Origin of the sequence: Roseomonas sp. FDAARGOS_362 (genome assembly GCF_002754815.1) — a bacterium.
GTDB classification, from domain to species: Bacteria; Pseudomonadota; Alphaproteobacteria; order Acetobacterales; family Acetobacteraceae; genus Roseomonas; species Roseomonas mucosa.
This window is the reverse complement of sequence record NZ_CP024588.1, coordinates 1,252,182-1,274,219: the sequence shown is the minus strand read 5'-3', so window position 1 is coordinate 1,274,219 and position 22,038 is coordinate 1,252,182. Positions and strand designations below refer to the sequence as shown.

At 71.8% G+C, this 22,038-nt stretch carries 18 protein-coding genes and 1 tRNA gene; 7 read left to right on the top strand and 12 right to left on the bottom strand.

Annotated elements, in window-relative coordinates; translation table 11 throughout:
- Window positions 1-17: 17 nt before the first annotated feature.
- Window positions 18-416 carry a methylglyoxal synthase gene (locus CTJ15_RS10765; protein WP_037250698.1) on the top strand — a complete coding sequence of 133 codons (399 nt, stop codon included), beginning with the start codon at window positions 18-20 and terminating at the stop codon, window positions 414-416.
- A 12-nt stretch (window positions 417-428) separates the two neighbouring features.
- Here the strand turns inward: CTJ15_RS10765 and CTJ15_RS10760 are convergent, their stop codons facing one another.
- Window positions 429-1,346, bottom strand: coding sequence for a LysR family transcriptional regulator (locus CTJ15_RS10760; protein WP_058390008.1), 918 nt, complete (start codon window positions 1,344-1,346; stop codon window positions 429-431).
- Between the two features lie 83 nt (window positions 1,347-1,429).
- On the opposite strand from CTJ15_RS10760, the gene CTJ15_RS10755 reads away from it, so the two are divergent.
- Window positions 1,430-2,179 carry a sulfite exporter TauE/SafE family protein gene (locus CTJ15_RS10755; protein ID WP_019462704.1) on the top strand — a complete coding sequence of 250 codons (750 nt, stop codon included), beginning with the start codon at window positions 1,430-1,432 and terminating at the stop codon, window positions 2,177-2,179.
- Between the two features lie 25 nt (window positions 2,180-2,204).
- Here the strand turns inward: CTJ15_RS10755 and parE are convergent, their stop codons facing one another.
- The 3 genes from parE to CTJ15_RS10740 form a co-directional block, all read right to left on the bottom strand.
- Window positions 2,205-4,178, bottom strand: a complete 1,974-nt coding sequence (gene parE, locus CTJ15_RS10750; RefSeq protein ID WP_019462705.1) for a DNA topoisomerase IV subunit B — start codon at window positions 4,176-4,178, stop codon at window positions 2,205-2,207.
- A 214-nt stretch (window positions 4,179-4,392) separates the two neighbouring features.
- A complete protein-coding gene (gene dps, locus CTJ15_RS10745; protein ID WP_019462706.1) occupies window positions 4,393-4,923 on the bottom strand; it encodes a DNA starvation/stationary phase protection protein Dps in 531 nt (176 codons plus the stop codon).
- Between the two features lie 92 nt (window positions 4,924-5,015).
- A complete protein-coding gene (locus CTJ15_RS10740) occupies window positions 5,016-6,611 on the bottom strand; it encodes an MFS transporter (RefSeq protein WP_019462707.1) in 1,596 nt (531 codons plus the stop codon).
- Window positions 6,612-6,953: 342 nt separating this feature from the next.
- On the opposite strand from CTJ15_RS10740, the gene CTJ15_RS10735 reads away from it, so the two are divergent.
- The gene (locus tag CTJ15_RS10735) at window positions 6,954-8,195 is read left to right on the top strand and encodes a polyhydroxyalkanoate depolymerase (RefSeq protein WP_058389864.1); all 1,242 of its coding nucleotides are present in this window, start codon (window positions 6,954-6,956) and stop codon (window positions 8,193-8,195) included.
- 67 nt (window positions 8,196-8,262) lie between these two features.
- Here the strand turns inward: CTJ15_RS10735 and CTJ15_RS10730 are convergent, their stop codons facing one another.
- The 5 genes from CTJ15_RS10730 to CTJ15_RS10710 all read right to left on the bottom strand — a co-directional run bounded on the left by CTJ15_RS10730 (window position 8,263) and on the right by CTJ15_RS10710 (window position 15,054).
- A complete protein-coding gene (locus CTJ15_RS10730) occupies window positions 8,263-9,555 on the bottom strand; it encodes an NCS2 family permease (RefSeq protein ID WP_171979129.1) in 1,293 nt (430 codons plus the stop codon).
- Between the two features lie 115 nt (window positions 9,556-9,670).
- On the bottom strand, window positions 9,671-12,307 hold the full coding sequence (locus tag CTJ15_RS25115; protein WP_126281869.1) for an HWE histidine kinase domain-containing protein: 2,637 nt from the start codon (window positions 12,305-12,307) through the stop codon (window positions 9,671-9,673).
- Window positions 12,304-12,927 carry a biliverdin-producing heme oxygenase gene (locus tag CTJ15_RS10720; protein WP_076970242.1) on the bottom strand — a complete coding sequence of 208 codons (624 nt, stop codon included), beginning with the start codon at window positions 12,925-12,927 and terminating at the stop codon, window positions 12,304-12,306. The genes CTJ15_RS25115 and CTJ15_RS10720 overlap by 4 nt, the downstream gene beginning before the upstream one ends.
- Window positions 12,928-13,138: 211 nt before the next feature.
- Complete coding sequence (gene glnA, locus CTJ15_RS10715; protein ID WP_099781565.1) at window positions 13,139-14,581, bottom strand: type I glutamate--ammonia ligase; 1,443 nt, start codon at window positions 14,579-14,581, stop codon at window positions 13,139-13,141.
- Between the two features lie 134 nt (window positions 14,582-14,715).
- Window positions 14,716-15,054 (bottom strand): P-II family nitrogen regulator, encoded by a 339-nt coding sequence (locus CTJ15_RS10710; protein WP_019462713.1) that lies wholly within the window; start codon window positions 15,052-15,054, stop codon window positions 14,716-14,718.
- Window positions 15,055-15,506: 452 nt separating this feature from the next.
- Here CTJ15_RS10710 and CTJ15_RS10705 point away from each other — a divergent pair, with 452 nt between their 5' ends.
- The 4 genes from CTJ15_RS10705 (at window position 15,507) to CTJ15_RS10690 (ending at window position 18,792) form a co-directional block, all read left to right on the top strand.
- On the top strand, window positions 15,507-16,757 hold the full coding sequence (locus CTJ15_RS10705; protein WP_075823056.1) for an aminotransferase: 1,251 nt from the start codon (window positions 15,507-15,509) through the stop codon (window positions 16,755-16,757).
- A gap of 99 nt (window positions 16,758-16,856) precedes the next feature.
- Window positions 16,857-16,932, top strand: a tRNA-His gene (locus tag CTJ15_RS10700).
- Window positions 16,933-17,030: 98 nt separating this feature from the next.
- Entirely contained in the window at window positions 17,031-18,239 is a 1,209-nt protein-coding gene (gene ubiM, locus CTJ15_RS10695) for a 5-demethoxyubiquinol-8 5-hydroxylase UbiM (RefSeq protein ID WP_099781564.1), read from the top strand.
- A 37-nt stretch (window positions 18,240-18,276) separates the two neighbouring features.
- Window positions 18,277-18,792, top strand: a complete 516-nt coding sequence (locus CTJ15_RS10690) for a histidine phosphatase family protein (protein ID WP_075822607.1) — start codon at window positions 18,277-18,279, stop codon at window positions 18,790-18,792.
- Here CTJ15_RS10690 and CTJ15_RS10685 read toward each other — a convergent pair whose 3' ends face one another.
- The 3 genes from CTJ15_RS10685 to cobT are packed head-to-tail and all read right to left on the bottom strand — an operon-like array spanning window position 18,793 to window position 22,037.
- Window positions 18,793-20,193 carry a GDSL-type esterase/lipase family protein gene (locus CTJ15_RS10685; RefSeq protein ID WP_075822606.1) on the bottom strand — a complete coding sequence of 467 codons (1,401 nt, stop codon included), beginning with the start codon at window positions 20,191-20,193 and terminating at the stop codon, window positions 18,793-18,795. It abuts the gene before it with no gap.
- Window positions 20,194-20,229: 36 nt separating this feature from the next.
- On the bottom strand, window positions 20,230-21,021 hold the full coding sequence (locus CTJ15_RS10680; protein ID WP_226946105.1) for an adenosylcobinamide-GDP ribazoletransferase: 792 nt from the start codon (window positions 21,019-21,021) through the stop codon (window positions 20,230-20,232).
- On the bottom strand, window positions 21,018-22,037 hold the full coding sequence (gene cobT, locus CTJ15_RS10675) for a nicotinate-nucleotide--dimethylbenzimidazole phosphoribosyltransferase (protein ID WP_058390320.1): 1,020 nt from the start codon (window positions 22,035-22,037) through the stop codon (window positions 21,018-21,020). The genes CTJ15_RS10680 and cobT overlap by 4 nt, the downstream gene beginning before the upstream one ends.
- Window position 22,038: the final 1 nt, after the last annotated feature.

Here is a 22,038-nt window from a genome sequence, read left to right as displayed (position 1 = left end):
ATCGGAGTCGCATGGCGATGAGCATCCTCGACCTCGCCCTGGTGGCGCATGACACCAAGAAGGACGCGCTGATCGCCTGGGCGGAGCGGCACCGCTCCCTGCTCTCCGGCCACCGCATCCTGGCCACCGGCACCACGGGCCAGAGGCTGAAGGAGGCCATCCCCGAGCTGAAGGTGGAACGTGTGCTGAGCGGCCCCCTGGGGGGCGACCTCCAGATCGGCGCCCGCATCGCGGAGAAGCGGGTGGACGCGCTGATCTTCCTGATCGACCCGCTCTGGGCGCAGCCGCACGAGCCGGATGTGCGGGCGCTGATGCGGATCGCGGCGGTGCATGACGTGCCGATGGCGACCAACCTCAGCACCGCCGAGGCGCTGGCCGCGACCTGGCCGAAGGTGACGGTGCTGGCCGGCGGCTGAACCGCCGGGGCGTCACGCCCCCGGGGCGGGGGGCTCGCCCGGATCCCCGGCGATCAGGTGCTCCACCAGCCGCCGGGCATGGACCGGCAGGGCATCCAGCCGCCGGACGCAGAGCACCAGCCGGCGCAGGGCCCAGGGATCAGCGAGCGGGGTGACCGCCAGCGCCATGTCCCGCTGGCAGCGCCGCGCCACGACCTCCGGCAGCACGGCGATGCCCACCCCGGCCTCCACCATGCGGGTGAGCGCGTTGACGGCGCGCAGCCGGACCCGGAAGCGGGGCACCCGGCCGAGACGGGCCGCCTGCTGCGACAGATGCGCCGACAGGGCGTTGGCGGCGGGCAGGCCGACGAAATCCTCCCCCAGCACCTCGGCGAAGCACAGGGCGGATCGGCCTGCCAGCGCATGGCCCTGCGGCAGCACCACCACCAGCCGGTCGGTGCGGAAGGGATGGGCCTCCAGCCCTCCGGTCCCCGCCTCCCCCGACAGGATGCCCGCCTCCGCCTCGCCCTGGGCGATGGCGGCGGCGATCTCCTGGCTGGGGCGTTCCTCCAGGTCGAGGTCGATGCCGGGATTGGCCGCCAGCCAGCCCGCCAGGGCCGTGGGCAGGTGCTCCTCGATGGCGGCGGTGTTGGACAGCAGGCGGACATGGCCACGCAAGCCGCCCTGCGCATGGTCGCGCAGCCCGCCCCGCAGCCGCTCCATCTCCTCCAGCACGCGGCGCGCATGGTGCAGCAGGGTCTGGCCCGCCGGGGTGGGGCGCACGCCGCGCCGGCCGCGTTCCAGCAGCGGCGCGCCGAGCGCCGCCTCCATCCCCCGGACGCGGGCACTGGCCGAGGCCAGGGCCAGGCCGGTCCGCTCCGCCCCCGCGGTGATGCTGCCGGTCTCGGCGATCGCCGCGAAGAGCCGCAGGTCGGTCAGGTCGAAATGCATGGACCCCTGCCTACGCCTGGGACGAAGCCTGCCTCAAGCATTCCCGCATTGTGGGAAGGCGGCGCGCGGATCAGCCTCCCGCCATGGACCTTTCCCTTTCCCTGCTTGCCGGCGTGGTGCCGGTCTTCCTCCTGGCCGGATTCACCAAGGGTGTGACCGGGCTGGGCCTGCCCACGGTCGGAATGGGGCTGCTCAGCCTGTTCATGGCCCCGGCCCAGGCCGCCACGCTGGTGATCCTGCCTTCGCTGCTGACGAATTTCTGGCAGATGACGGGGCGCGCCCTGCCGGGGCTGCTGCGCCGCCTCTGGCCGATGCTGCTGGCGACCGTGCTGGGCTGCTGGTCCGGGCGCGGGCTGCTGACAGGGGGCTCCGCCTGGATCGGGCAGGGGACGTTGGGGATCGTGCTGGTCGCCTATGCGCTGTTCGGCCTCTCGCCGCTGCGCCTGCCCTCCGTCCCGCCCCGGTGGGAGGCATGGCTCGGCCCGCTCGCCGGCTTCTGCACCGGGCTGCTCACCGCCGCCACCGGTGTCTTCGTCCTGCCGGCGGTGCCCTATCTCCAGGCCCTGTCGCTCGAACGCCTGGCTCTGATGCAGGCGCTCGGCCTTTCCTTCACCACTTCCACCCTGGCGCTGGCGGCGGTGCTGGCCGATGGCGGCGCGCTGGACGGCGCGGGAGCGGCGGGCTCGGCCCTGGCGCTGCTGCCGGCCCTTCTGGGGATGCTGCTGGGCCAGTGGCTGCAGGGGCGGCTGCGCCCGGCGGTCTTCCGGCGGGTCTTCTTCGGTGGGTTGCTGCTGCTCGGCGCCCATCTCCTCCTGCGCGGCCTGCTCGGCTGAGCAGGCCGCACGGGAAGGGGATGCGTCAGGCGTCCACCGCCTCGGCATCCAGCCTGGCGGCGTTCTCCTGGATGAAGCGGAAGCGGAGTTCCGGCTTGCGGCCCATCAGCGCCTCCAGCAGTTCCGCGGTCTGGGCGCGCTCCTCGGGGGGGAGGACCACTTTGAGCAGGGTCCGCTTGCGCGGGTCCATGGTGGTCTCCTTGAGCGACATGGGCGGCATTTCGCCCAGGCCCTTGAAGCGGCTGACCTCGACCTTCTGGCTCGGCTTGAAGCTCCGCTTCCGCACCCGCTCCAGGTCCGCGTCGTCGCGGGCATAGACCGAGACGGCGCCGGATTGCAGGCGGTAGAGCGGCGGCTGCGCCAGGAAGACCCGGCCCTGGCGCACCAGCTCCGGCAACTCCTTGTAGAAGAAGGTCATCAGCAGCGCGGCGATATGCGCCCCGTCCACGTCCGCATCCGTCATGATGACGACGCGGCCATAGCGCAGGCGGTTCATGTCGAAGCGCTCACCGGCGCCGCAGCCCAGCGCCTCGATCAGGTCCTTCAGCTCCTGATTGCCGCGCAGCTTGTCGGCGGAGGCCGAGGCGACGTTCAGGATCTTGCCGCGCAGGGGCAGCACCGCCTGGGTCTGGCGGTCGCGGGCCTGCTTGGCGGAACCGCCGGCCGAATCGCCCTCCACCAGGAACAGCTCGGTCGCCGCGGCATTCTCCAGCGAGCAGTCGGCCAGCTTGCCGGGCAGGCGCAGGCGGCGCGTCGCCGACTTGCGCGGCGTGTCCTTCTGCTCGCGGCGGCGCTGGCGTTCCTCGGCCCGCTCGATCGCCCAGGCGAGGAGGTTGTCCGCGTTGCGCGTGTCGCCGGTCAGCCAGTGGTCGAAATGGTCGCGCAGCCCGGCCTCGACCAGCTTCGCCGCCTCCGGCGAGGTCAGCTTGTCCTTGGTCTGGCCCTGGAACTGCGGGTCGCGGACAAAGACCGAGAGCATCCCGGCCAGCCCGCCGAACAGGTCCTCGGCGGTGACCCCGCCGGCCCGCTTCTCCTTCTTCAGCTCACCATAGGCGCGCAGGCCCTTCACCAGCGCGTTGCGCAGCCCCGCCTCGTGCGTGCCGCCCAGCGGCGTCGGGATGGTGTTGGCATAGGCGCTGAGGAAGCCGTCCCCCTGCTCCAGCCAGGTCACCGCCCATTCCGCGCGGCCCTGGCCGTCGGGAAAGGAGACCTCGCCCGACCAGGGGGCGGGGACCACCGTGGCGCGGTTCTCCACGGCGGCGGCCAGGAAGTCCGACAGCCCGCCCGGGAAATGCAGCGTGGCGGCGGCGGGGGTCTCGTCCCTGATCAGTTCCGGGTCGCAGGACCAGCGGATCTCCACGCCCTTGTAGAGATAGGCCTTGGAACGGCAGAGCCGGTACAGGCGGGCGGGGGAGAAGAGCTGCTTGCCGAAGATCTCCTGGTCCGGCGTGAACCGGATCGTGGTGCCCCGCCGGTTCTGCACCGGACCGGCGTTCTTCAGCTTCGTGACCGGCTTGCCGCGCTCATAGGCCTGGGTGAACAGGGTGCGGTCGCGGGCGACCTCCACCTCCATGCGCTCGCTCAGCGCGTTCACCACCGAGGAGCCGACGCCGTGCAAGCCGCCCGAGGTGTCGTAGGCCTTGCCGGAGAACTTGCCGCCCGAATGCAGCGTGGTGAGGATCACCTCCAGCGCCGAGAGCTTCGGGAACTTCGGATGCGGATCGACCGGGATGCCGCGGCCGTTGTCGCGGACGGTCAGCCGGTTGCCGGGCTCCAGCGTGACCTCGATGCGGTCGGCATGGCCGGCCACCGCCTCGTCCATGGAGTTGTCGAGAATCTCCGCCGCCAGGTGGTGCAGCGCGTTCTCGTCGGTGCCGCCAATATACATGCCCGGGCGCCTGCGGACAGGCTCCAGCCCCTCCAGCACCTCGATATCGGCCGCGGAATAGCTCTGGTTTGCGGGCCCCTTCTGAGGGCGGCCGCCGAACAAGTCGTTCATGTTGTGTTCCGGTCCCCCGCCGGGAAAATAGGCCGTGCGGACCGGAACCGCAAGTTTCGCGGACACGAATGGGCGGATTTCCGCCCGTTACAGGGAAGGACAGGAAAAACCCCTCCGCCCTGGCCAGAGACCAGCGGGAGGGGCTTCGGGAATCCCGGAACGCGATCCGGGTGCCGCGTGCCGCCGGGGGGAGGCCCCCGGCGGGCGGCCGGGATCAGGTGCCGTGGCCGTGGAGGTGGGCCTCCAGCATCCACAGGTTCTTGTCGATGGCGCGGGACAGCTCGGTCAGCAGGTCGGCCGTATCGGCGTCGCCCGCATCGTCGGTCTCGTCGATGCCGTCGCGCAGCGCCTTGCCGACCTGGGCATAGCGGTCCGCCAGCTCCTTCACATGGCCGATGCTGTCCAGCAGGTCGGCCGGATAGGGCGGCAAGCGGGTGGTGTTGGCAAGGTTCTGCGTCGTGCCGTTCGCCACGCCGCCCAGCAGCACCATGCGCTCGGCGAGCATATCGGACTGCTCGTTCAGGGCGTTGTAGAACTTCTCCAGCATCTCGTGCAGGCCGATGAAGTTCGTGCCCTTCAGGTTCCAGTGCGCCTGCCGGGTGGCGTTGTAGAGATCGATCGAGTCCGTCAGCAGCGCCTGGAGCGTGGTGAGCGAGACATTCTTGGCGTTCTCGCCGACGCTGTTCCGGGTCGGCCAGCGGGTGCCCGAATAACCCGTGTCACCCTTGCTCTGAGTCTTGGCCATGGAATCGACTCCTTGAGGTGGTCCGTGTGGATCTTTATCCGGAATGCCGTGGCGTTCCGCTACCGCGCCAGCGCGTGGCGTGGATGAAGGTTTCAGGGCTCCAGGCTGAGGAAGCGCTGCGCCAGGGCGGGCTCGCTGCCGCGGTGCAGCGCTGCGGCGCGGGCCAGGATTGCGGCATCCGCATCGGTCATGCGCCCGGCCTCCCGCAGGTGCTCCGTCCACGACTCCATGGTCCAGAGCTCCACGAAGCGCTCCGGATGCGCGACATCCTCATAGAGCCGCCAGTTCACCGCCCCGGCCCGCATCCGCACGCCCCGGACCTCGCGCATGGCAGCCAGGAACTCGGCGCGGTCCACCTCGGGCACGAGGTAGCGGACCGACTCCATGACCGGCAGCGCGTCGCGCGCCAGGACGGGCGCCAGGCCGGGATCGGGGCTCTCGGGCGCCGGGTGCAGGATGTCCGCGCCGGGCGGGGGCGGGGGCGGCGGGTTCTCCATGGGCAGGCGCCGCAGCGCCCAGGCGCCAAGAGCGCCGCCGATGCCGAAGCCGGCCAGGGTGGCGGGGATGCCGAAGGCCTCGCCCGCCGCGCCGGACAGCACGGAGCCCACAGCCATCGCCCCGAAGGTGGCCACCTGATAGAGCCCCATCGCCCGCGCCCGCACCCAGGATGGGGCCGAGAGCTGCGCCGAGGCGCCGAAGGTGCTGGCCGCCGAGATCCAGCAGGCGCCATAGACCAGCATGGCCAGGATGGCCGGCAGCCAGTGGCGCGACAGCCCCAGCACCACCAGCGCCACGCCCATGGCGGCGGTGCCCAGCACCACCAGGGTGGAGAAGCTCATCCGGCTGCGCAGCGCCGGGAGCAGGAAGCCGGCGCAGACCGCCCCGGTGCCCATGGCCGCCAGCATCAGCCCGAAGGCCTCCGGCCCCAGGCCGAGCTGGCGCCGCACCAGCAGCGGCAGCAGCCCCCAGATCGCCGCCCCGGCGAAGAAGGTGACCAGCGAGCGCAGGATGGTGCCGCGCAGCGCCGGGCTCGCCACCACGAAGCGGACGCCGGTCCGCATGGCGGACAGGAAGTGCTCGTTGGGCAGGCGCCCGGCCGGGGCCTGCCGCCGCCACAGGAACAGCGCCACCACCAGCACCAGCACGCAGGCGGCGTTCAGGGCGAAGGTCGCCTGCGGCCCCGCCACGCCCATCAGCAGCCCGCCCAACGCCGGGCCGAGGGCACGGGCGAGGTTGAAGCCGATGCCGTTCAGCACGATGGCCTGGGCGAGATCGGCACGCGGCACCAGTTCCGGCGTCACGGCGGAAAAGGCCGGGAAGTTGATGGCCGAGCCGATGCCCAGGGCGAAGGTCAGCGCCAGCAAACCCCAGGGGCCGATCAGCCCCACAGCCGCCAGAAGGCAGAGCAGCAGGGCGGAAAAGCACATCCAGAGCTGCGCCCCGATCAGGAAGCGCCGCCGGTCGAGGATATCGGCCAGCGCCCCGGCCGGCATGGCCAGCAGGAAGACGGGCAGCAGGCTCGCCGTCTGCACCAGGGCGACCATGCCGGGGCGCCCGTCCAGGATGGTCATCAGCCAGCCGGCGCCCGTGTTCTGCACCCACAGGCCCATGTTGCTGAACAGCGTCGCCGTCCACAGCAACCGGAAGTTCGGATGACGCAGGGGCTGGAAGGCGGCTGGCAGCGGCATGGGACTCGGGGACCGGCTTCTGGCTTGGACGGAAGACCGGCTTAACCCGTCGGGCGGGGTGGCGCGACCCGCGCCGTGGGCGGGAAAGGTCCGGGGAGGAAAGGGCAGGGGCGGGGCGAGCCATGATGGAGGCGATGGGGCTGCCATGCCGGCCCTTGCATCGGGGGCAGGAAGCGTACCATATTTTGATACACGCCACGCATCCCCCCAATATCGGCGTGCGTTCATTGCGTACATCATTCGTCCACTTTGATGGATCACAGTCACGGGCAAGAAAAGCAACCGCAGCGTGTTCCGCGACCGTCCTTGACGACACGGCAATGCAGGGAGAGTGCCAGAACCATGTTCTATGACGCCTATCAGGCGCAGCAGGATATCCTTGCGCCGTTCCAGGGCTTCGCACGCGGAAGCAGCCGGCTTCTCCGCCAGTTCGACGAGGCCATGCCGGGCGTCTTCCCCCTGCGCCACTGGGCGGCGATGTTCGACATCCTGGGCGCGGCCCGGACGACGCATGAACGCCCGCCCTTCGGCTTCACCTCGGTCCAGGTCGATGGCGAAACCGTCGCCGTAACCGAGGAAGCGGTGCATGCCATGCCCTTCGGCACCCTGCTGCGCTTCCGCAAGGATACGAAGCGGAAGCAGACGCCGGTCCTGCTGGTGGCGCCCATGTCCGGCCACTTCGCCACCCTGTTGCGTGGCACGGTGGCGACGATGCTGCCGGACTACGACGTGCATATCACCGACTGGCACAATGCCCGCGAGGTCCCCGTCAGCGCGGGCTCCTTCGGCTTCGACGGCTTCGTGGCGCATATCGCCGGCTTCCTGCGGGCGATGGGACCGGGTGCGCATGTGGTGGCGGTCTGCCAGCCGGCCGTGCCGGTGCTGGCCGCGGCCGCGCTGATGGCGGAGGAACGTGACCCCGCCCGGCCGCGCAGCCTGACGCTGATGGCCGGGCCGATCGACACGCGCGTCAACCCGACCTCCGTGAACGAGCTCGCGACCTCCCGCCCCATCTCCTGGTTCGAGCAGCACCTGATCTCCACCGTCCCCTGGCGCTTCGCCGGGGCCGGGCGCCGCGTCTATCCCGGCGTGCTGCAGCTCACCGCCTTCCTGAACATGAACATGGACCGGCATGTGAAGGCCTATGCCGACCAGTTCCGCCATCTCGTCTCGGGCGAGGAGGAGGCGGCTGCGGCGCACCGCAAGTTCTACGACGAGTATCTCGCGGTGATGGACCTGCCGGCGGAGTTCTACCTGGAGACGGTGAAGATCGTGTTCCAGGACCACGCCCTGCCGCTCGGCAAGCTCACCGTCGGCGGCCGCCTGGTCCGGCCGGACCTCATCCAGGACATGTCGGTGCTGACGATCGAGGCGGAGCGCGACGACATCTGTTCCGTGGGACAGACGGCGGCGGCGCTCGACCTGTGCTCCGGCCTGCCGGCGGAGCGGAAGCGCAACCATGTGCAGAAGGGCGTCGGCCATTACGGCGTCTTCAACGGGCGCCGCTGGAACACCGAAATCTACCCGATGGTGCGCGAGACCATCGAATCCGCGAACCACGCGGCGGAAGCCACCGCCGCCTGACCCGGCCTCCATCGGCGGGGCGGCCGGCGGTGGCGCGATGCCACCCGCTGGCCGCCCCGTCCGCGTTTCAGCCCGCGCCCATCCCGAACTTCACCGCGGATAGCAGGGCGATCAGCCAGACCGCGCCCGACACCTGCCCGGCCTTGCCGGCCAGCACCTTGGTGACGGCATAGGTGATGAAGCCGATGCCGATGCCGGAGGCGATGGAGAAGGTGAGTGGCATGGACAGCGCGGTGATGATGGCCGGCGCGTAGTCGGTGAGGTCCTCCCAGTCCAGGTCGCGCAGCGACTTCGCCATCAGGCAGGCGACGAAGACCAGCGCTGGCGCGGTGGCATAGCCGGGGATGGAGGTGGCGAGCGGCGCCAGGAACAGCGTCAGCAGGAACAGCACCGCCACGGTCAGGGCGGTGAGGCCGGTGCGGCCCCCGGCCTGGATGCCCGCCGCGCTCTCGATGTAGCTGGTGGTGGTGGAGGTGCCGAGCACGGAGCCGATGATGGCGCCGCCACTGTCGGCCAGCAGCGCGCGGCCGAGGCGCGGCACGGAGCCGTCCGGCCGCATCAGCCCGGCGCGGTGCGTGGTTCCGATCAGCGTGCCCGCGTTGTCCAGCAGGTCCACGATGAAGAAGGTGAAGACGATCCCCGCCACGCCAAGGCCGATGGCGCCGGGGATGTCGAGCTGCAGGAAGGTCGGCGCCAGCGAGGGAGGCAGCGACACGACGCCGTGGAAGGTGGTCAGCCCGAAGGGGATGCCGAGCAGCGCGGTGACGAGGATGCCGATGATGATGCCGCCCGGCACGTTGCGGGCCACCAGGCCGGCGATCAGCAGGAAGCCGAGGCAGGAGAGCAGCACCTTCGGTTCCGCCACATGGCCCAGCCCGACCATGGTGGCCGGGTTCGCCACCACGAGCCCCATGCCCTGCAGCCCGATGATGCCGAGGAAGAAGCCGATCCCGGCGGCGATGCCGAGCTTCAGCGAGAGCGGGATGGTGTTGATCAGCCATTCGCGGATCCGCAGCACAGAGACTGCGAGGAAGATGAGGCCCGACAGGAAGACGGCGCCCAGCGCCACCTGCCAGGGGATGTGCATGCCGCCCACCACGGCGAAGGCGAAATAGGCGTTCAGCCCCATGCCCGGCGCCAGGGCGATGGGATAGTTGGCCAGCAGTCCCATCAATGCGGAGCCGATGGCGGCGGCAAGGCAGGTGGCCACGAAGGAGGCCCCCTGGTCGATGCCGGCGGCGGCCATGATGTTGGGATTGACCACGACGATGTAGACCATCGTCAGGAAGGTGGCGAAGCCCGCCATGATCTCCGTGCGCGGTGTGGTGCTGTGCTCGCGCAGGCGGAAAAACGATTCCACAGTCCCGATTCCCCCTCGGTGTGATCCGCCATGTTTCCACGGCGGCGAAGACGGGGGGAAGCAAGCGCGATGCCGACGGGCCGCGCCACCCGTCCTGGCGGCTCAGCCCCCGGCTCTAGCCCATTGGCTCGCCAGCCGGTGGGCGGTCGCGCAGCAGGGCGACGATGCAGAGATGGATGTCGTCGGTGCCATAGGGCTTGCCCAGCACCGTGGTGCCCCGGAACCGCTCGGGCACGATGGTGGCGGCGTCGAAGCCGGTGGTGAACAGGAAGGGAATCCCCCGCTCCGCCAGGACATCGGCCACGGGGAAGACGCTTTCCCCATCGAGGTCCACATCCAGCAGCGCGGCATCGATCCGTGCCGAAACGGCGAGGCGGATCGCCTGGGCCAGCGCGGCGACGGGGCCGACAACCACGGCACCCCCATCCTCCAGCGCGCGGCTCACCTGCATGGCCACCAGCGCGGCATCCTCCACCACCAGGATGCGGCGCCCGGCGATGGTGCCCGGGGCCGGTTCGGGCCGGCGCGGCGCGGCGGTGGGCGAGGCGGGCGCGCTTTCCACCAGTTGCTTCAGCGGGATGGTCACCGCGCAGCGCAGCCCGGCCGGGTCGAAGTTGAGCTTCGCCTGGCCGCCGAGCTCATAGGAAAGGCCGCGTTCCACCACGGTCGAGCCGAAGCCGCGGCGGCGCGGCGGCTGCACCGGCGGGCCGCCGCTTTCCACCCAGTGCAGGATGATGCGCTCGCCATCCATGCTCCAGGTGACGGCGACCTGTCCCTCCGGCACCGACAGCCCGCCGTATTTCGCGGCATTCGTCGCCAGCTCGTGCAAGGCGAGGCTCAGCGCCAGCGCCGCCTTCGGCTTCAGCCGGACCTCCGGCCCCGCGACGATGACGCGCTGCTCGCTGGCGTTGCGATAGGGACGAAGCTCCTCCTCCGCCAGGGCCCGCAGGTCCGCCCCCTCCCAGCGCGTGCTGGTCAGCAGGCTGTGCGCCACCGCCATGGCGCGGATGCGCCGGTCGAAGTCGTGGACGAAGCCTTCCAGGTTGCCGGCGCCGCTCTTGGTGTGGCGCACCAGGGCCTGGATATTGGCCAGGGTGTTCTTCACCCGGTGGTCCAGCTCCGCCATCAGCAGGTCCTGCTGCGCCCGGGCGCGTCCGCGCTCCTCGGAGGCATCCTCGATCCGGCGCAGCACCACTTCCAGCAGGCTGAGCTGCAGCGCCTGCGCCGCCTCGATCTCCACCGCCCGCCAGGGCCGGGCGCGGCCATGCACCGTCTCGGTCCAGGTGGCGAAGGAGGCGCGGGGCGAAAGCTGCCCGGGCCCGGCGCCCGGTTCCACCGGCTTGTCCGGGTTGCCCGCCCAGTGGAGCGTCCGCACCATCTCCGGCCGGAACCAGAGGATATAGTCCTGGGGCGCGCGGCTCACCGAGAGCGCGAGGACGCCGCTGGCGACATCGGCGAATTCCCGGGACGGGGGATAGAGCTCCGGCAGGCGGTCCAGCGCCACGATCCGCTCCTCGACGGTGCCGCGCAGCCATTCCACCAGGCCGTTGACCTGCTCTCGCGTCGGGGTCTGGCCGGCCGTGGCGTATCGCCCCGAGGCCATCACCGCCACGCCGCCCGCCTCCAGGTAGTCGAGCAGGTTCGGCCGCTGGCGGATCAGCCCCTCGCCGAGCTCCTCCTCCTGCGCCATGACCTGTTCCAGATGCTCGTGCACCCGGCGCATGCGCAGCGCATCCTCATGGTCCTCCCGCTGCTCCAGCGTTTCGAGCTGCAGCGAGAACATCTGGGCGAAGATCTCGCAGGCCGCGCGCAGGGCGACGGGCAGGTGCCAGGCGGTCCGGTGGTGGCAGGCGATGAGCCCCCAGAGCCGTCCGCCCTGCTGGATGGACAGGGACATGGAGGCCTGCACGCCCATGTTCCGCAGATACTGCAGATGGATCGGGGAGACCGCGCGCAGCGAGCAGTCGGACATGTCCAGCGCCTCGCCCGTCCTCGGGCTGAGCGCCGGCATGAGCGGCTCCGGGATATAGTGCGCGTCGGGGATCAGCCGCATCCAGTTGCGCAGGTAGAGGGCGCGGGCCTGCTTCGGGATGTCCGAGGCGGGGAAGTGCAGGCCGAGATAGGAGCCGATCCCCTCCGCCCTGGCTTCCGCCACGACGCAGCCCGTGTCGTCGGGCTCGAAGCGGTACACCATCACGCGGTCGAAGCCGGTCATGTCGCGGATCGTCGCGGCCGCCGCCTCGCAGTACTGCCGGGCGGTCGCGGCACCCTGGAGGCTGGCGATCATGCCCTGGACCAGGGCCAGCGTGTCGTCCTGGCGCACCGGGCCCGGCACGCCCCGGGGCTCGATCTCCACGATGATCCCGGCGGGGCTGTCGCGGCCCTGAAGGTCGAAGAAGTGGCCCGGGCGCAGTTCCACCCCGCTCAGCAGCCGGGCCCCCGTGGGAAGGCGGGGCGGGCCGGGCTCCTGCGGGGCGGGGGCCGGAGCGCAGAGCGCCTGGATGGCCTCGGACGGCAGGAGCCGGCCCGCCTCCTCGCCCAGCGCCGCATCCAGCGGGATGCCCAGGAGATGCTGCATGTCCCCGGCGGCCTGCAGGACCCGCAGCGTGTCCGGGTCCAGCACCAGCAGCAGGCCGTGGGGCTGGATGGAGGCCGGCACATGGATCGGCTCGCGGTCGCAGGTGCTCGTGTCCGGGCGGCCGGGCAGGGCATGGAGGTCGGGCAGCGGCAGGGAGGGCGGGGGCCGGGTCACGCCGGCGCCCCGGCCAGCGCGGCGCGGCCGGGTTCGTACCGGGCCTCCGTGGCGGAAAGCCAGGATTCCAGGCGGTGGAAACTGTCGCGGGCCGCGTCGCAGGCGCCCCCGGCATCGGCGCAATGGAGCGCCAGCGCCTGGCGGAAGCGCCGCCAGCCCTCGCCGACCGGCCGGCCCAGGCTGGCATGGAAGGATGCGCCGCGCTCCGGACCCAGGCCGAGCAGGGCCTCCGCCCGGCGCAGGATCACCTGTCCGCCGAGGGCGGAGCCTTCCAGCACGTAGAGGGCTCCGAAGGCGGCATCCCTTGTCGCGGGAGGGGGCGGGGAAGGGGCGAGGGGCAGGGCATCCAGCTCCGCGGACGGCAGGCCCAGGAAGCGGAGGTCGTTCCGCAGCAGCGGCGTGCGCCAGCGGGCCGTGTCGGGCGCGAGGCCGGTGGCCCGCCAGTCGAAGCGGTCCAGCATCGCCTCCAGCGGCGCCACGATGCCGAGCATGGCCGAAAGGAAGCGCGCATAGGCCGCCGGGGATGCCAGGTGCTGGTCCAGATCGATCCCGGCGTCGAGACGGGCGTGCAGGGTGGCTGTGGCGTCACGCAACGCCGTCAGGACGTCCGCTGAGGTCAATCGGTCGTTTCCAGGGTCACGATGCTTCCTTCGGCACAGTGTTTCACGAAAGATCGAAAATAGAGGTCCGTGGCCACGGCGCAAGGAGCGGGCGGGACCGGCTTCCGACAAGAACAAGCGAGCGGAAAGCACGAAGGGCGCCTCGCGGCGCCCTTCGAAACCCCTGCTCCGCCGGCCGGGCCACCCGCATCGGGCGGCCCGGAACGCGGGTTCAGGCGGAGTAGTACATCTCGAACTCGACCGGGTGCGGCGTGTGCTCGAAGCGATAGACCTCGTTCCACTTCAGGTCGATGTAGCTCTCGATCTGCTCCCGCGAGAAGACGTCGCCCGCGAGCAGGAACTCGTGGTCGGCCGCCAGGCTCTCCAGCGCTTCGCGCAGCGAGCCGCACACCGTCGGGATGTCCTTCAGTTCCTCCGGCGGCAGGTCGTACAGGTCCTTGTCCATCGGCTCGCCCGGATGGATCTTGTTCTTGATCCCGTCCATCGCCGCCATGGTGAGGGCCGCGAAGGAGAGGTAGGGGTTCGCGGTCGGGTCGGGGAAGCGGACCTCGACGCGCTTGGCCTTCGGGCTGGTGGTGTAGGGGATGCGGCAGGAGGCGGAGCGGTTGCGCGCCGAGTAGGCGAGCAGCACGGGCGCCTCGAAGCCCGGGATCAGGCGCTTGTAGGAGTTGGTGGACGGGTTGGTGAAGGCGTTGATCGCCTTGGCGTGCTTGATGATGCCGCCGATGGCGAACAGGCACATCTCCGACAGGTCGGCATAGCCGTTGCCCGCGAACATGGGCTTCCCGTCCTTCCAGATGGACAGGTGCGTGTGCATGCCCGAGCCGTTGTCGCCATAGATCGGCTTCGGCATGAAGGTCGCCGTCTTGCCGTAGCTGTGGGCGACGTTGTGGACGCAGTACTTGTAGATCTGCATCTGGTCGGCCATCGTCACCAGCTTGCCGAAGCGGGTGCCCAGCTCGTGCTGCGACTGCGCCACCTCGTGGTGGTGCTTCTCGCCCGGCAGGCCCATCTCGATCATGGTCGAGAGCATCTCGGCGCGCAGGTCCATCTCGCTATCGACCGGCGGGACGGGGAAGTAGCCGCCCTTCACCAGCGGGCGGTGGCCCATGTTCCCCTCGGGGTAGTCCTTCATGTTGGCCCCGGGGCCCTCGATGCTCTCGAGCTTGTAGTGGCCGAAGTTGCCGCCGGTGCCGAACTTGACGTCGTCGAACACGAAGAACTCGGCCTCGGCGCCGACCAGCACGGTGTCGCCGATGCCGGAGGACGCCACATAGGCCTCGGCCTTCTTGGCGGTGCCGCGCGGGTCACGGGCATAGGCCTGGCCGGTCGAGGGCTCGATGATGTCGCAGAAGAGGATCAGCTGCGGCTTGGCCGAGAACGGGTCCATGCAGGCATTGGTCGTGTCCGGCATCAGGATCATGTCGGACTCGTTGATCGCCTTCCAGCCGGCGATCGAAGAGCCGTCGAACATGATGCCGTCCGTGAAGACCTCTTCGGAGACGGTCGAGACGTGCTGGGCCGTGTGCTGCCACTTGCCCTTCGGATCGGTGAAGCGGAAGTCCACGTACTCGACGGAATTCTCCTTGATCATGTCCATGACCTTGGAGACGCCGTCCGGGACCCCCGGGGCTGCTGCGGGCTTCTTCGCCATCGTGTCCTGATCCTGTTCCCTAGAACGTGGCAATCACTTCGCGGGCCGTCCGGCCCACGTTCCGCCGGCCGCCGGCCCCTGCGGGTTCCCTCGGGACACCCAACCCGGAGCCGGTCGCCCGGAATCTCGCTGTGTCAGACGGCGTCCTCGCCGCGTTCCCCGGTCCGGATGCGGATCACCTCCTGCACGTCGGACACGAAGATCTTGCCGTCGCCGATCCGCCCGGTGCGGGCGGCCGTGGTGATGGCCTCGATGGCGCGTTCCGCCAGGTCGTCGGGGCAGATCACCTCGATCTTCACCTTGGGCAGGAAATCCACCACGTATTCGGCGCCGCGATAGAGCTCCGTATGGCCCTTCTGCCGCCCGAAGCCCTTGGCCTCCACGACCGTCAGGCCCTGGAGCCCGATCTCATGGAGGGCGTCCTTCACCTCGTCGAGCTTGAAGGGCTTGATGATGGCCTCGATCTTCTTCATCGGCTCCGCCGTCCCGTTTCCCCGCGCCACCTGACGGCGCGAGGGCCGTTTCCCCTCGCGATCGCCGGCCTTGTCCTGCCGGCGCTGGCCCGCGACACGGGCGTACCCGGTGTTGCACGGCCCGTGCCGCGCCGGCAATGGCCGTGGCGGGCGGTTTTCACCGCTCACGCCCCTGGGATGCGCCGTTCCGGGCGGCATTCTGCCCGTTTTGGCGGCAGATGCCACCAGGAGACATGGTTGCGCCACCGTGGCGGGGGTCCCATTATCCTCCCGGGCCTGGAAACCCGCACGGAAAACCCGGCATGGCGCGGGCCGGACCGTTGCGCCGGAGTCGGGCCGCCGCATCCCCAGACCCCCGCGCCAGGGCCCGCTTCCGGGTCCGCCGCGGCGGGTTCCGTGAGAATCGGGAGCGCCCCGCCGGGTCTCCCATCGGAAACGAAGCACACCCAGAGATGAAGCCTCCAGGCAGCCCCCAGAACGTCGAATCGAAGGCCGCCCGGCCGCAGAACGCCCTGCTCTCGGCCACCGGCACCACGGTCTTCACCGTCATGTCGGCGCTGGCGGCGCAGCACGGGGCGATCAACCTCGGCCAGGGCTTCCCGGACGAGGAAGGGCCGGCCGATGTGGTGCGGGCCGCGGCGGATGCGCTGCTGGACAACCGCAACCAGTACCCGCCGCTGACCGGCGTGCCCGAGCTGCGCGAGGCCGTGGCCGCCGCGAACCACCGCTTCTATGGGATGGAGATCGACCCGGTGGCGGAGGTGGTGGTGACCTCTGGCGCCACCGAGGCGATCACCGCCTGCCTGATGGCGCTGCTCGACCCGGGCGACGAGGTGGTGCTGATCGAGCCGCTCTACGACACCTACCTGCCGGTGGTGCGGATGCTGGGCGCGGTGCCGAAGCTGGTGCGCCTCTCGCCGCCGAAATGGGAGCTGCCGCGCGCCGAACTGGCCGCCGCCTTCGGCCCGAAGACCAAGGCGATCCTGCTGAACAGCCCGATGAACCCGGCGGGCAAGGTCTTCACCGCCGCCGAGCTGGCCTTCATCGCGGAGCTGGTGCAGCGCCACGATGCCTACGCGGTCTGCGACGAGGTCTACGAGCACCTGACCTTCGACGGATGGAAGCACATCCCGCTGATGACGCTGCCCGGCATGCGCGAACGCTGCCTGCGCATCGGCTCGGCCGGCAAGACCTTCAGCCTGACCGGCTGGAAGGTGGGCTACATCACCTGCGACCGCTCCGTCGCGCCGAACGTGGCCAAGGCACACCAGCTCCTGACCTTCACCACGCCGCCCAACCTGCAGCGGGCGGTGGCGCTGGGGCTGGGCAAGGAGGACGGCTATTTCGAGGCGCTGTCCGGCGGGCTCCAGGCCAGGCGCGATCACCTCGCGGCGGGGCTGGAGCGGCTGGGCTTCGGCGTGCTGCCCGCCATGGGCTCCTACTTCATCACCGCCGATTTCCGGCCGCTGGGCTTCGCCGGGGACGACGTGGCCTTCTGCCGCCACATCACCGAGGCGGCACGGGTGACGGCGATCCCCGTCAGCGCCTTCTATGCCGGGCCGGACGCACCCAGCCACTATGCCCGCTTCGCCTTCTGCAAGCGGCTGGAGGTGCTGGACGAGGCCCTGGCGCGGCTGGAGGCCTGGAAGGCCGGGCGCGAGCAGGCGGGCGGCCAAGCGGGCAGCAAGGCGCGGGTGGTCTAGGACGGAGGGAAGGGAAGGCGGCAGGGGACGCGCCAAACTTCGCGCGCGACCCCCGTTGACGACGCCACGGGCGGGCCTTACACCGCGCCACACCGTGTGGCGGCCTTAGCTCAGTCGGTAGAGCGCCAGGTTGTGGTCTTGGATGTCACGGGTTCGAATCCCGTAGGTCGCCCCACCCTTCTCCCCCCTTCACAGGCGTTGATCCATCGGGATGCTCCCCGGGCTGTTCCGGCCGGGACAGGGGCATCCGGCGATCCGGGGGTTGAGCGTAAGATGCAGTTCGACATGGCGATCGTGGGCGGCGGGCCGGTGGGCCTCGCCTTCGCGCGGGAAATGGCCGGCAGCGGGCTTTCGCTGGCGCTGATCGAGACGCAGGCCGAGGCGCGGCTGGCCGACCCCGGTTTCGACGGGCGCGAGATCGCGCTCACCCATCTCTCGCAGGACCTGCTGCGCGCCCTGGGCGCCTGGGACCGGCTGCCCTCCGGTGCCGCCTCGGCACTGCGCGAGGCGCGGGTGCTGAACGGCGGCTCTCCCTACGCCCTGCATTTCGACGTGTCCGACCGGGCCGAGGCGGCGCTCGGCCAGCTCGTCCCGAACCACCTGATCCGCCGCGCGCTCTTCGCCACGGTGCAGGGGCAGGCGGGGCTGACGCTGCTGGCCGGCACCAGCGTCACCAACGCCACGATCACCCGCCAGGGTGCCCGGCTGGCATTGTCCGACGGGCGGGAGATCGGCGCGAAGCTGGTGGTGGCGGCGGACACGCGCTTCTCGCCGCTCCGCAAGGCGCAGCGGATTGGGGCGGACGTGACGGATTTCGGCAAGTCCATGCTGGTCTGCCGCCTGGAGCACGAGGGCGAGCACGGGCATGTCGCGACCGAATGGTTCGGCCATGACCAGACCATCGCCATGCTGCCGCTGAACGGCCGCTGCTCCTCCGCGGTGATCACCCTGCCCAGGCCGGAGATCGAGCGGCTGGTGGCCCTGGACGGCAGCGCCTTCTCGGCCGAGGTGACGGAGCGCTACCGCCGCCGCCTCGGCGCGATGCGGCTGGTCAGCAGCCGCCACGCCTATCCGCTGGTCACCGCCTATGCCCGACGCTTCGTGGCGATGCGCTTCGCCCTGATCGGCGACGCGGCGGTGGGGATGCACCCGGTGACGGCGCATGGCTTCAACCTCGGCCTGCGCGGTGCGCACACGCTGGCGGAGGAGCTGCGCGGCGCCCTGACGCGCGGCGCGGACCTCGCCCGGGCGGAGGCGCTGGACGCGCCCCTGGCCGCCTATGAATCGCGGCACCGCCGGGCGAGCTGGCCGCTCTATGCGGGGACCAACCTGCTGGCGAAGCTCTATACGGACGAGCGCGCCCCGGCGCGCCTCGCGCGCCACGCGGCGCTGCGCCTGGGCAACCGGCTGACCCCCTTCAAGCACATCATCCGCGGCATGTTGATGGAAAGCGACGGGCCGCGCCCTTCCGCCCGGGGGTAGGGCACCGCTGCGCCTCCTGCTCATCCGCCACCTGCCCGTGCCGGAGGGGGCGGGGCGCTGCTATGGCCGCCTCGACCTCGCGGCGCGGCCAGCGGAGCCGGTGGAGATCGCCGCCCTGCACCGGGACATCGCCTGGCTGCACCGGCCCGCCCTGCTGAGCAGCCCGGCCCGGCGCTGCCGGGACCTCGCGCGCCGTCTCGGCCCGGCGCCGCGCCTGGAGCCGCGGCTGCGGGAGCTGGACTTCGGCGACTGGGAGGGCATGCCCTGGGATGCCGTGCCCCGCGCGGCGCTGGACGCCTGGGCCACCGATCCCGCCGGCTTCATCCCCCCGGGCGGCGAGGGGATGGCCGATTTCCTGGCGCGGCTGGGTGCCCTGGCCGAGGCGCTGCGCCATGCGGCCCGGGATGCCGTGCTGGTGACCCATGGCGGGCCGATGCGGGTGCTGCCCGCGCTGCTGCGGGGGGAGGCACCGGACCTGCTCGCCCCCGCGCCGGGCTTCGGCGGCGTGGTGCGGGTGGAACTGCCGCCCGGGTCAGGGTCATCGCCCCGGTAATCATCCCGGCGGCAGCAGGGTGGCGAGGTCCACCGCCCCGGCCATGGCCAGATAACCGATCCGGTTCGGGTGCAGCCCGTCCCCCGCGCCCCCCACGGTGCTGCCCGGCACCATCTCGGGCCGCAGCCCGCCCGTGGCCGGGTCGAGGGTGGCGCGGTCGAAATCCGCCACCGCGTCGAACAGGCCGGAATGCCGGATGGCGTCGTTGACCGCACGCCGGCGCGCATCCTGCTCCGCGCCGCCATGCGCGGGGTTGGTGCTGGCCAGGGCCGAAACGAGCGTGGCGCCCACCAGCCGCACACCGGGAATGCCGGCCCGCAGGCGCCGGGCGCCTTCCCGCATCCCCGCCAGCACCGTCCCGGGCACCACGCCGTTGCCGCGGGCGAGGTCGTTGATCCCCAGCGCCCAGATCACGCTGCGGACGCCGGACAGGCGGATCGCGTCCCGCTCCAGTCGTTCCAGGGCGGGTGGGCCACCCGGCCAGGGAGAGGCGGGACCGTAGCCCTCCGGCCCCAGGATGCGGTTGCCGTTGATCCCCGCATTCACCACGGACACCGGCCCGCCATGGGCGGCGCGGAGGCGCCATGCCAGCGCGTCCGGCCAACGGTCGTCGCCATTCAGCGTGGCGCCGACGCCATCGGTGATGGAATCGCCGAGGGCGACCACCATGGGCAGGCCGGGCGGGGCCTGCATGTCCACCGCGTCGAGAAAGAACCAGGAGGTGGTCGGGAAGGGGAAGCCCGCCTCGTCCTCCCGCTCCCCCAGCGGCCCGCTTCCCGGCGCGGAGAGGTAGGAGGTCTGGAGCGCCGTGGCGTGCCAGGTCATCGGCCCGCTCGCCCCGGGGACATGAAAGGACACGGCCAGCTTCCGGCCTTCCAGCAGGGCAGGCGACGGATCGGCGAAGGGCAGGGGGACGGGATCGGACCAGGCCTCGCCGCCGGGCGGGATCGAGATGCGCCCCTCGCCCCCGAAGCGCAGCGGCCGGTTGCTGCCGGGCAGCAGCGCGGCGCCGCCGGCCTGCACCCCCACCCAGGCATCACCGATCGCCAGTGCCCGCGTGCCGAAGGCGTTGGAGAAGCGCAGCCGCAGGCGCGGCCCCCAGAAGCCTGGCCGCAGCACCATGCGGAAGCTCTGGTCGCGGGCCCCGCCGGCCGGGTCGGGCAGGCTGTAACGCTGCTCCGGCTGGGCGGAGGTGAAGCCCACGGGATAGGGTCCCTGGGCGGAGGCGGCCCAGGCGGTGGTCCAGGCGGTGGTCCAGGTGGTGGTCCAGGCCGCGCCTTCCGGGGAAGGTTGCGAGGCGGCGGGCCATGCCGCGGAAGCCAGCGCGGCGGCGGGCAGGGCGCGCAACAGCCCGCGCCGCGGGAACGCCTGGAAAGGGTGGGCTTGTCCCGGATCGGCCATGCCGCAGCCTCCCATCCCTGGGGGCCGGGCGGCAAGTCACCCAGGCCCCGCCCAGTGGCCCAGGCTGGCCGCCAGCAGGCTCAGCACCACGGCCTCGGCCAGTTGTTCGCAGGCACCCAGCACATCCCCCGTATGGCCGCCTACCTGGCGGCAGGCCACCCGCGCCATGCCCAGGGCGCAAAGGCCGGTGAGCAGGATTCCGCCCAGCGCCACCGGCAGGGGCAGCAGAAGCAGGGCAGGCAGCGCCGCCAGCGCCAGTCCGCCCGCCAGCAGCCCGGCGCTGGGTCGCCCGAGCAGTGCCGCCAGCCCGTCCGGCCGCGCGGGCGGCGCCAGGGCGAGCACACCCAGGATCGCCCCCCGCCCCAGCGCCCCGCTGACCACGAGCGACGCCACCATCGCCCATGGCCCCGGCATCGCCGCCAGGGCGAGGCCCCGGATGCCGAGGGACAGCGCCAGCGCCAGCACGCCATAGCTGCCGATCCGGCTGTCACGCATGATCTCCAGCTTGCGCGCCCGGCCGCGCCCGCCCCCGAAGCCGTCGGCGGTGTCGGCCAGCCCGTCCTCGTGCAGCGCCCCGGTCAGCAGCAGCAGCGCCGCCAGCGCCCAGGCCGCCGCGAGCCCACCCGGCAGCCCCAGCCACAGCCCCAGCGCCCCCACCGCGCCGCCGAGCAGCCCGGCCAGCGCGCCGACCGGCGGATAGGCCCAGACGCCGCCGGACAACCCGCCCGTCCAGCCCCGCCGCGCCAGGGCGCCAACCGGCAGGCGCGTCAGCACCATGGCGGCGCCCACCAGGTCGTCCCGCAGCCGCCCGGCGAGGCGGCGGATCACGCCTCGCGGTCCGACACTCCGGCCTCGGCGAAGGTGGCCATGCCCGCATGGCAGGCCAGCGCGGCGCGGAGCAGCGGCACGGCCAGGGCGGCACCCGAAGCCTCGCCCAGCCGCAGGCCGAGATCGAGCAGCGGCTCCATGCCCAGAGCGGCGAGCAGCGTGGCACAGCCGGCTTCGGCGGAACGGTGCGCCGCCCGGGCATGGTCCAGCCCATCGGGGCACAGGCGGGCCAGCGGCGCCACGGCGGCGAGGCAGACATAGCCGTCGAGCAGCACCGGCACGCCCTGCTGCCGGGCGGCCAGGGCGGCTCCGAGCATGGCCGCCATCTCCCGCCCGCCCAGGGTACGCGCGGCATGAAGCGGGTCCCGCCGCGCCTCCGGATGCCGCGCCAGGGCGGCGTCCACGGCCGCGCGCTTGCGGGCGAGGCCGGAATCGTCCACCCCCGTGCCGCGCCCGGCCCAGCGATGTCCGCCGCCGCCGAACAGGGCGGCGGCGAGGGCGGCGGCGGCGGTGGTGTTGCCGATGCCCATCTCGCCCAGGCAAAGCAGCTCCGTGTCCGGCCGCAGCGCGGCATGGCCCATCGAGACGGCAGCGAGGAAATCCCCCTCCTCCATGGCCGGCCCCTCGGTGAAGTCCCCCGTCGGGGTGTCGAGCGCCAGCGGCACCACGCGCAGCGCCGCCCCGGCCAGCCGGGCGAGCTGATTGATGGCGGCTCCCCCGGCGGCATAGTTCGCCACCATCTGCGCCGTCACCGAGGGCGGGTAGGGCGAGACGCCGCGCGCCACCACGCCGTGGTTGCCGGCGAAGATCAGCACCTCCACGCGCTCCAGCCCGGGCATGGCGCGCCGCTGCCAGCGCGCCATCCAGGCGGCCAGTTCCTCCAGCCGCCCCAGGCTGCCCGGCGGCTTGGTGAGCCGGGCCTGGCGCGCGGCCACCGCCCCGGCGGCGGCCTCGTCGCCCCCGGGCAGGTCCAGGCAGGCGGCACGGAGGGAGTCGAGGGTCGTGAAGGCGGTCATG

Excerpts from the sequence above, each read along its gene's own strand:
- CTJ15_RS10740 (WP_019462707.1), bottom strand. The coding sequence starts at position 6,611 with ATGCCGCTGCCAGCCGCCTTCCAGCCCCTGCGTCATCCGAACTTCCGG.
- CTJ15_RS10705 (WP_075823056.1), top strand. The coding sequence starts at position 15,507 with ATGAAGCCTCCAGGCAGCCCCCAGAACGTCGAATCGAAGGCCGCCCGG.
- parE (WP_019462705.1), bottom strand. The coding sequence starts at position 4,178 with ATGAACGACTTGTTCGGCGGCCGCCCTCAGAAGGGGCCCGCAAACCAG.
- CTJ15_RS10735 (WP_058389864.1), top strand. The coding sequence starts at position 6,954 with ATGTTCTATGACGCCTATCAGGCGCAGCAGGATATCCTTGCGCCGTTC.
- CTJ15_RS10710 (WP_019462713.1), bottom strand. The coding sequence starts at position 15,054 with ATGAAGAAGATCGAGGCCATCATCAAGCCCTTCAAGCTCGACGAGGTG.
- cobT (WP_058390320.1), bottom strand. The coding sequence starts at position 22,037 with ATGACCGCCTTCACGACCCTCGACTCCCTCCGTGCCGCCTGCCTGGAC.
- CTJ15_RS10685 (WP_075822606.1), bottom strand. The coding sequence starts at position 20,193 with ATGGCCGATCCGGGACAAGCCCACCCTTTCCAGGCGTTCCCGCGGCGC.
- dps (WP_019462706.1), bottom strand. The coding sequence starts at position 4,923 with ATGGCCAAGACTCAGAGCAAGGGTGACACGGGTTATTCGGGCACCCGC.
- CTJ15_RS10760 (WP_058390008.1), bottom strand. The coding sequence starts at position 1,346 with ATGCATTTCGACCTGACCGACCTGCGGCTCTTCGCGGCGATCGCCGAG.
- CTJ15_RS10765 (WP_037250698.1), top strand. The coding sequence starts at position 18 with ATGAGCATCCTCGACCTCGCCCTGGTGGCGCATGACACCAAGAAGGAC.
- glnA (WP_099781565.1), bottom strand. The coding sequence starts at position 14,581 with ATGGCGAAGAAGCCCGCAGCAGCCCCGGGGGTCCCGGACGGCGTCTCC.
- CTJ15_RS10755 (WP_019462704.1), top strand. The coding sequence starts at position 1,430 with ATGGACCTTTCCCTTTCCCTGCTTGCCGGCGTGGTGCCGGTCTTCCTC.
- ubiM (WP_099781564.1), top strand. The coding sequence starts at position 17,031 with ATGCAGTTCGACATGGCGATCGTGGGCGGCGGGCCGGTGGGCCTCGCC.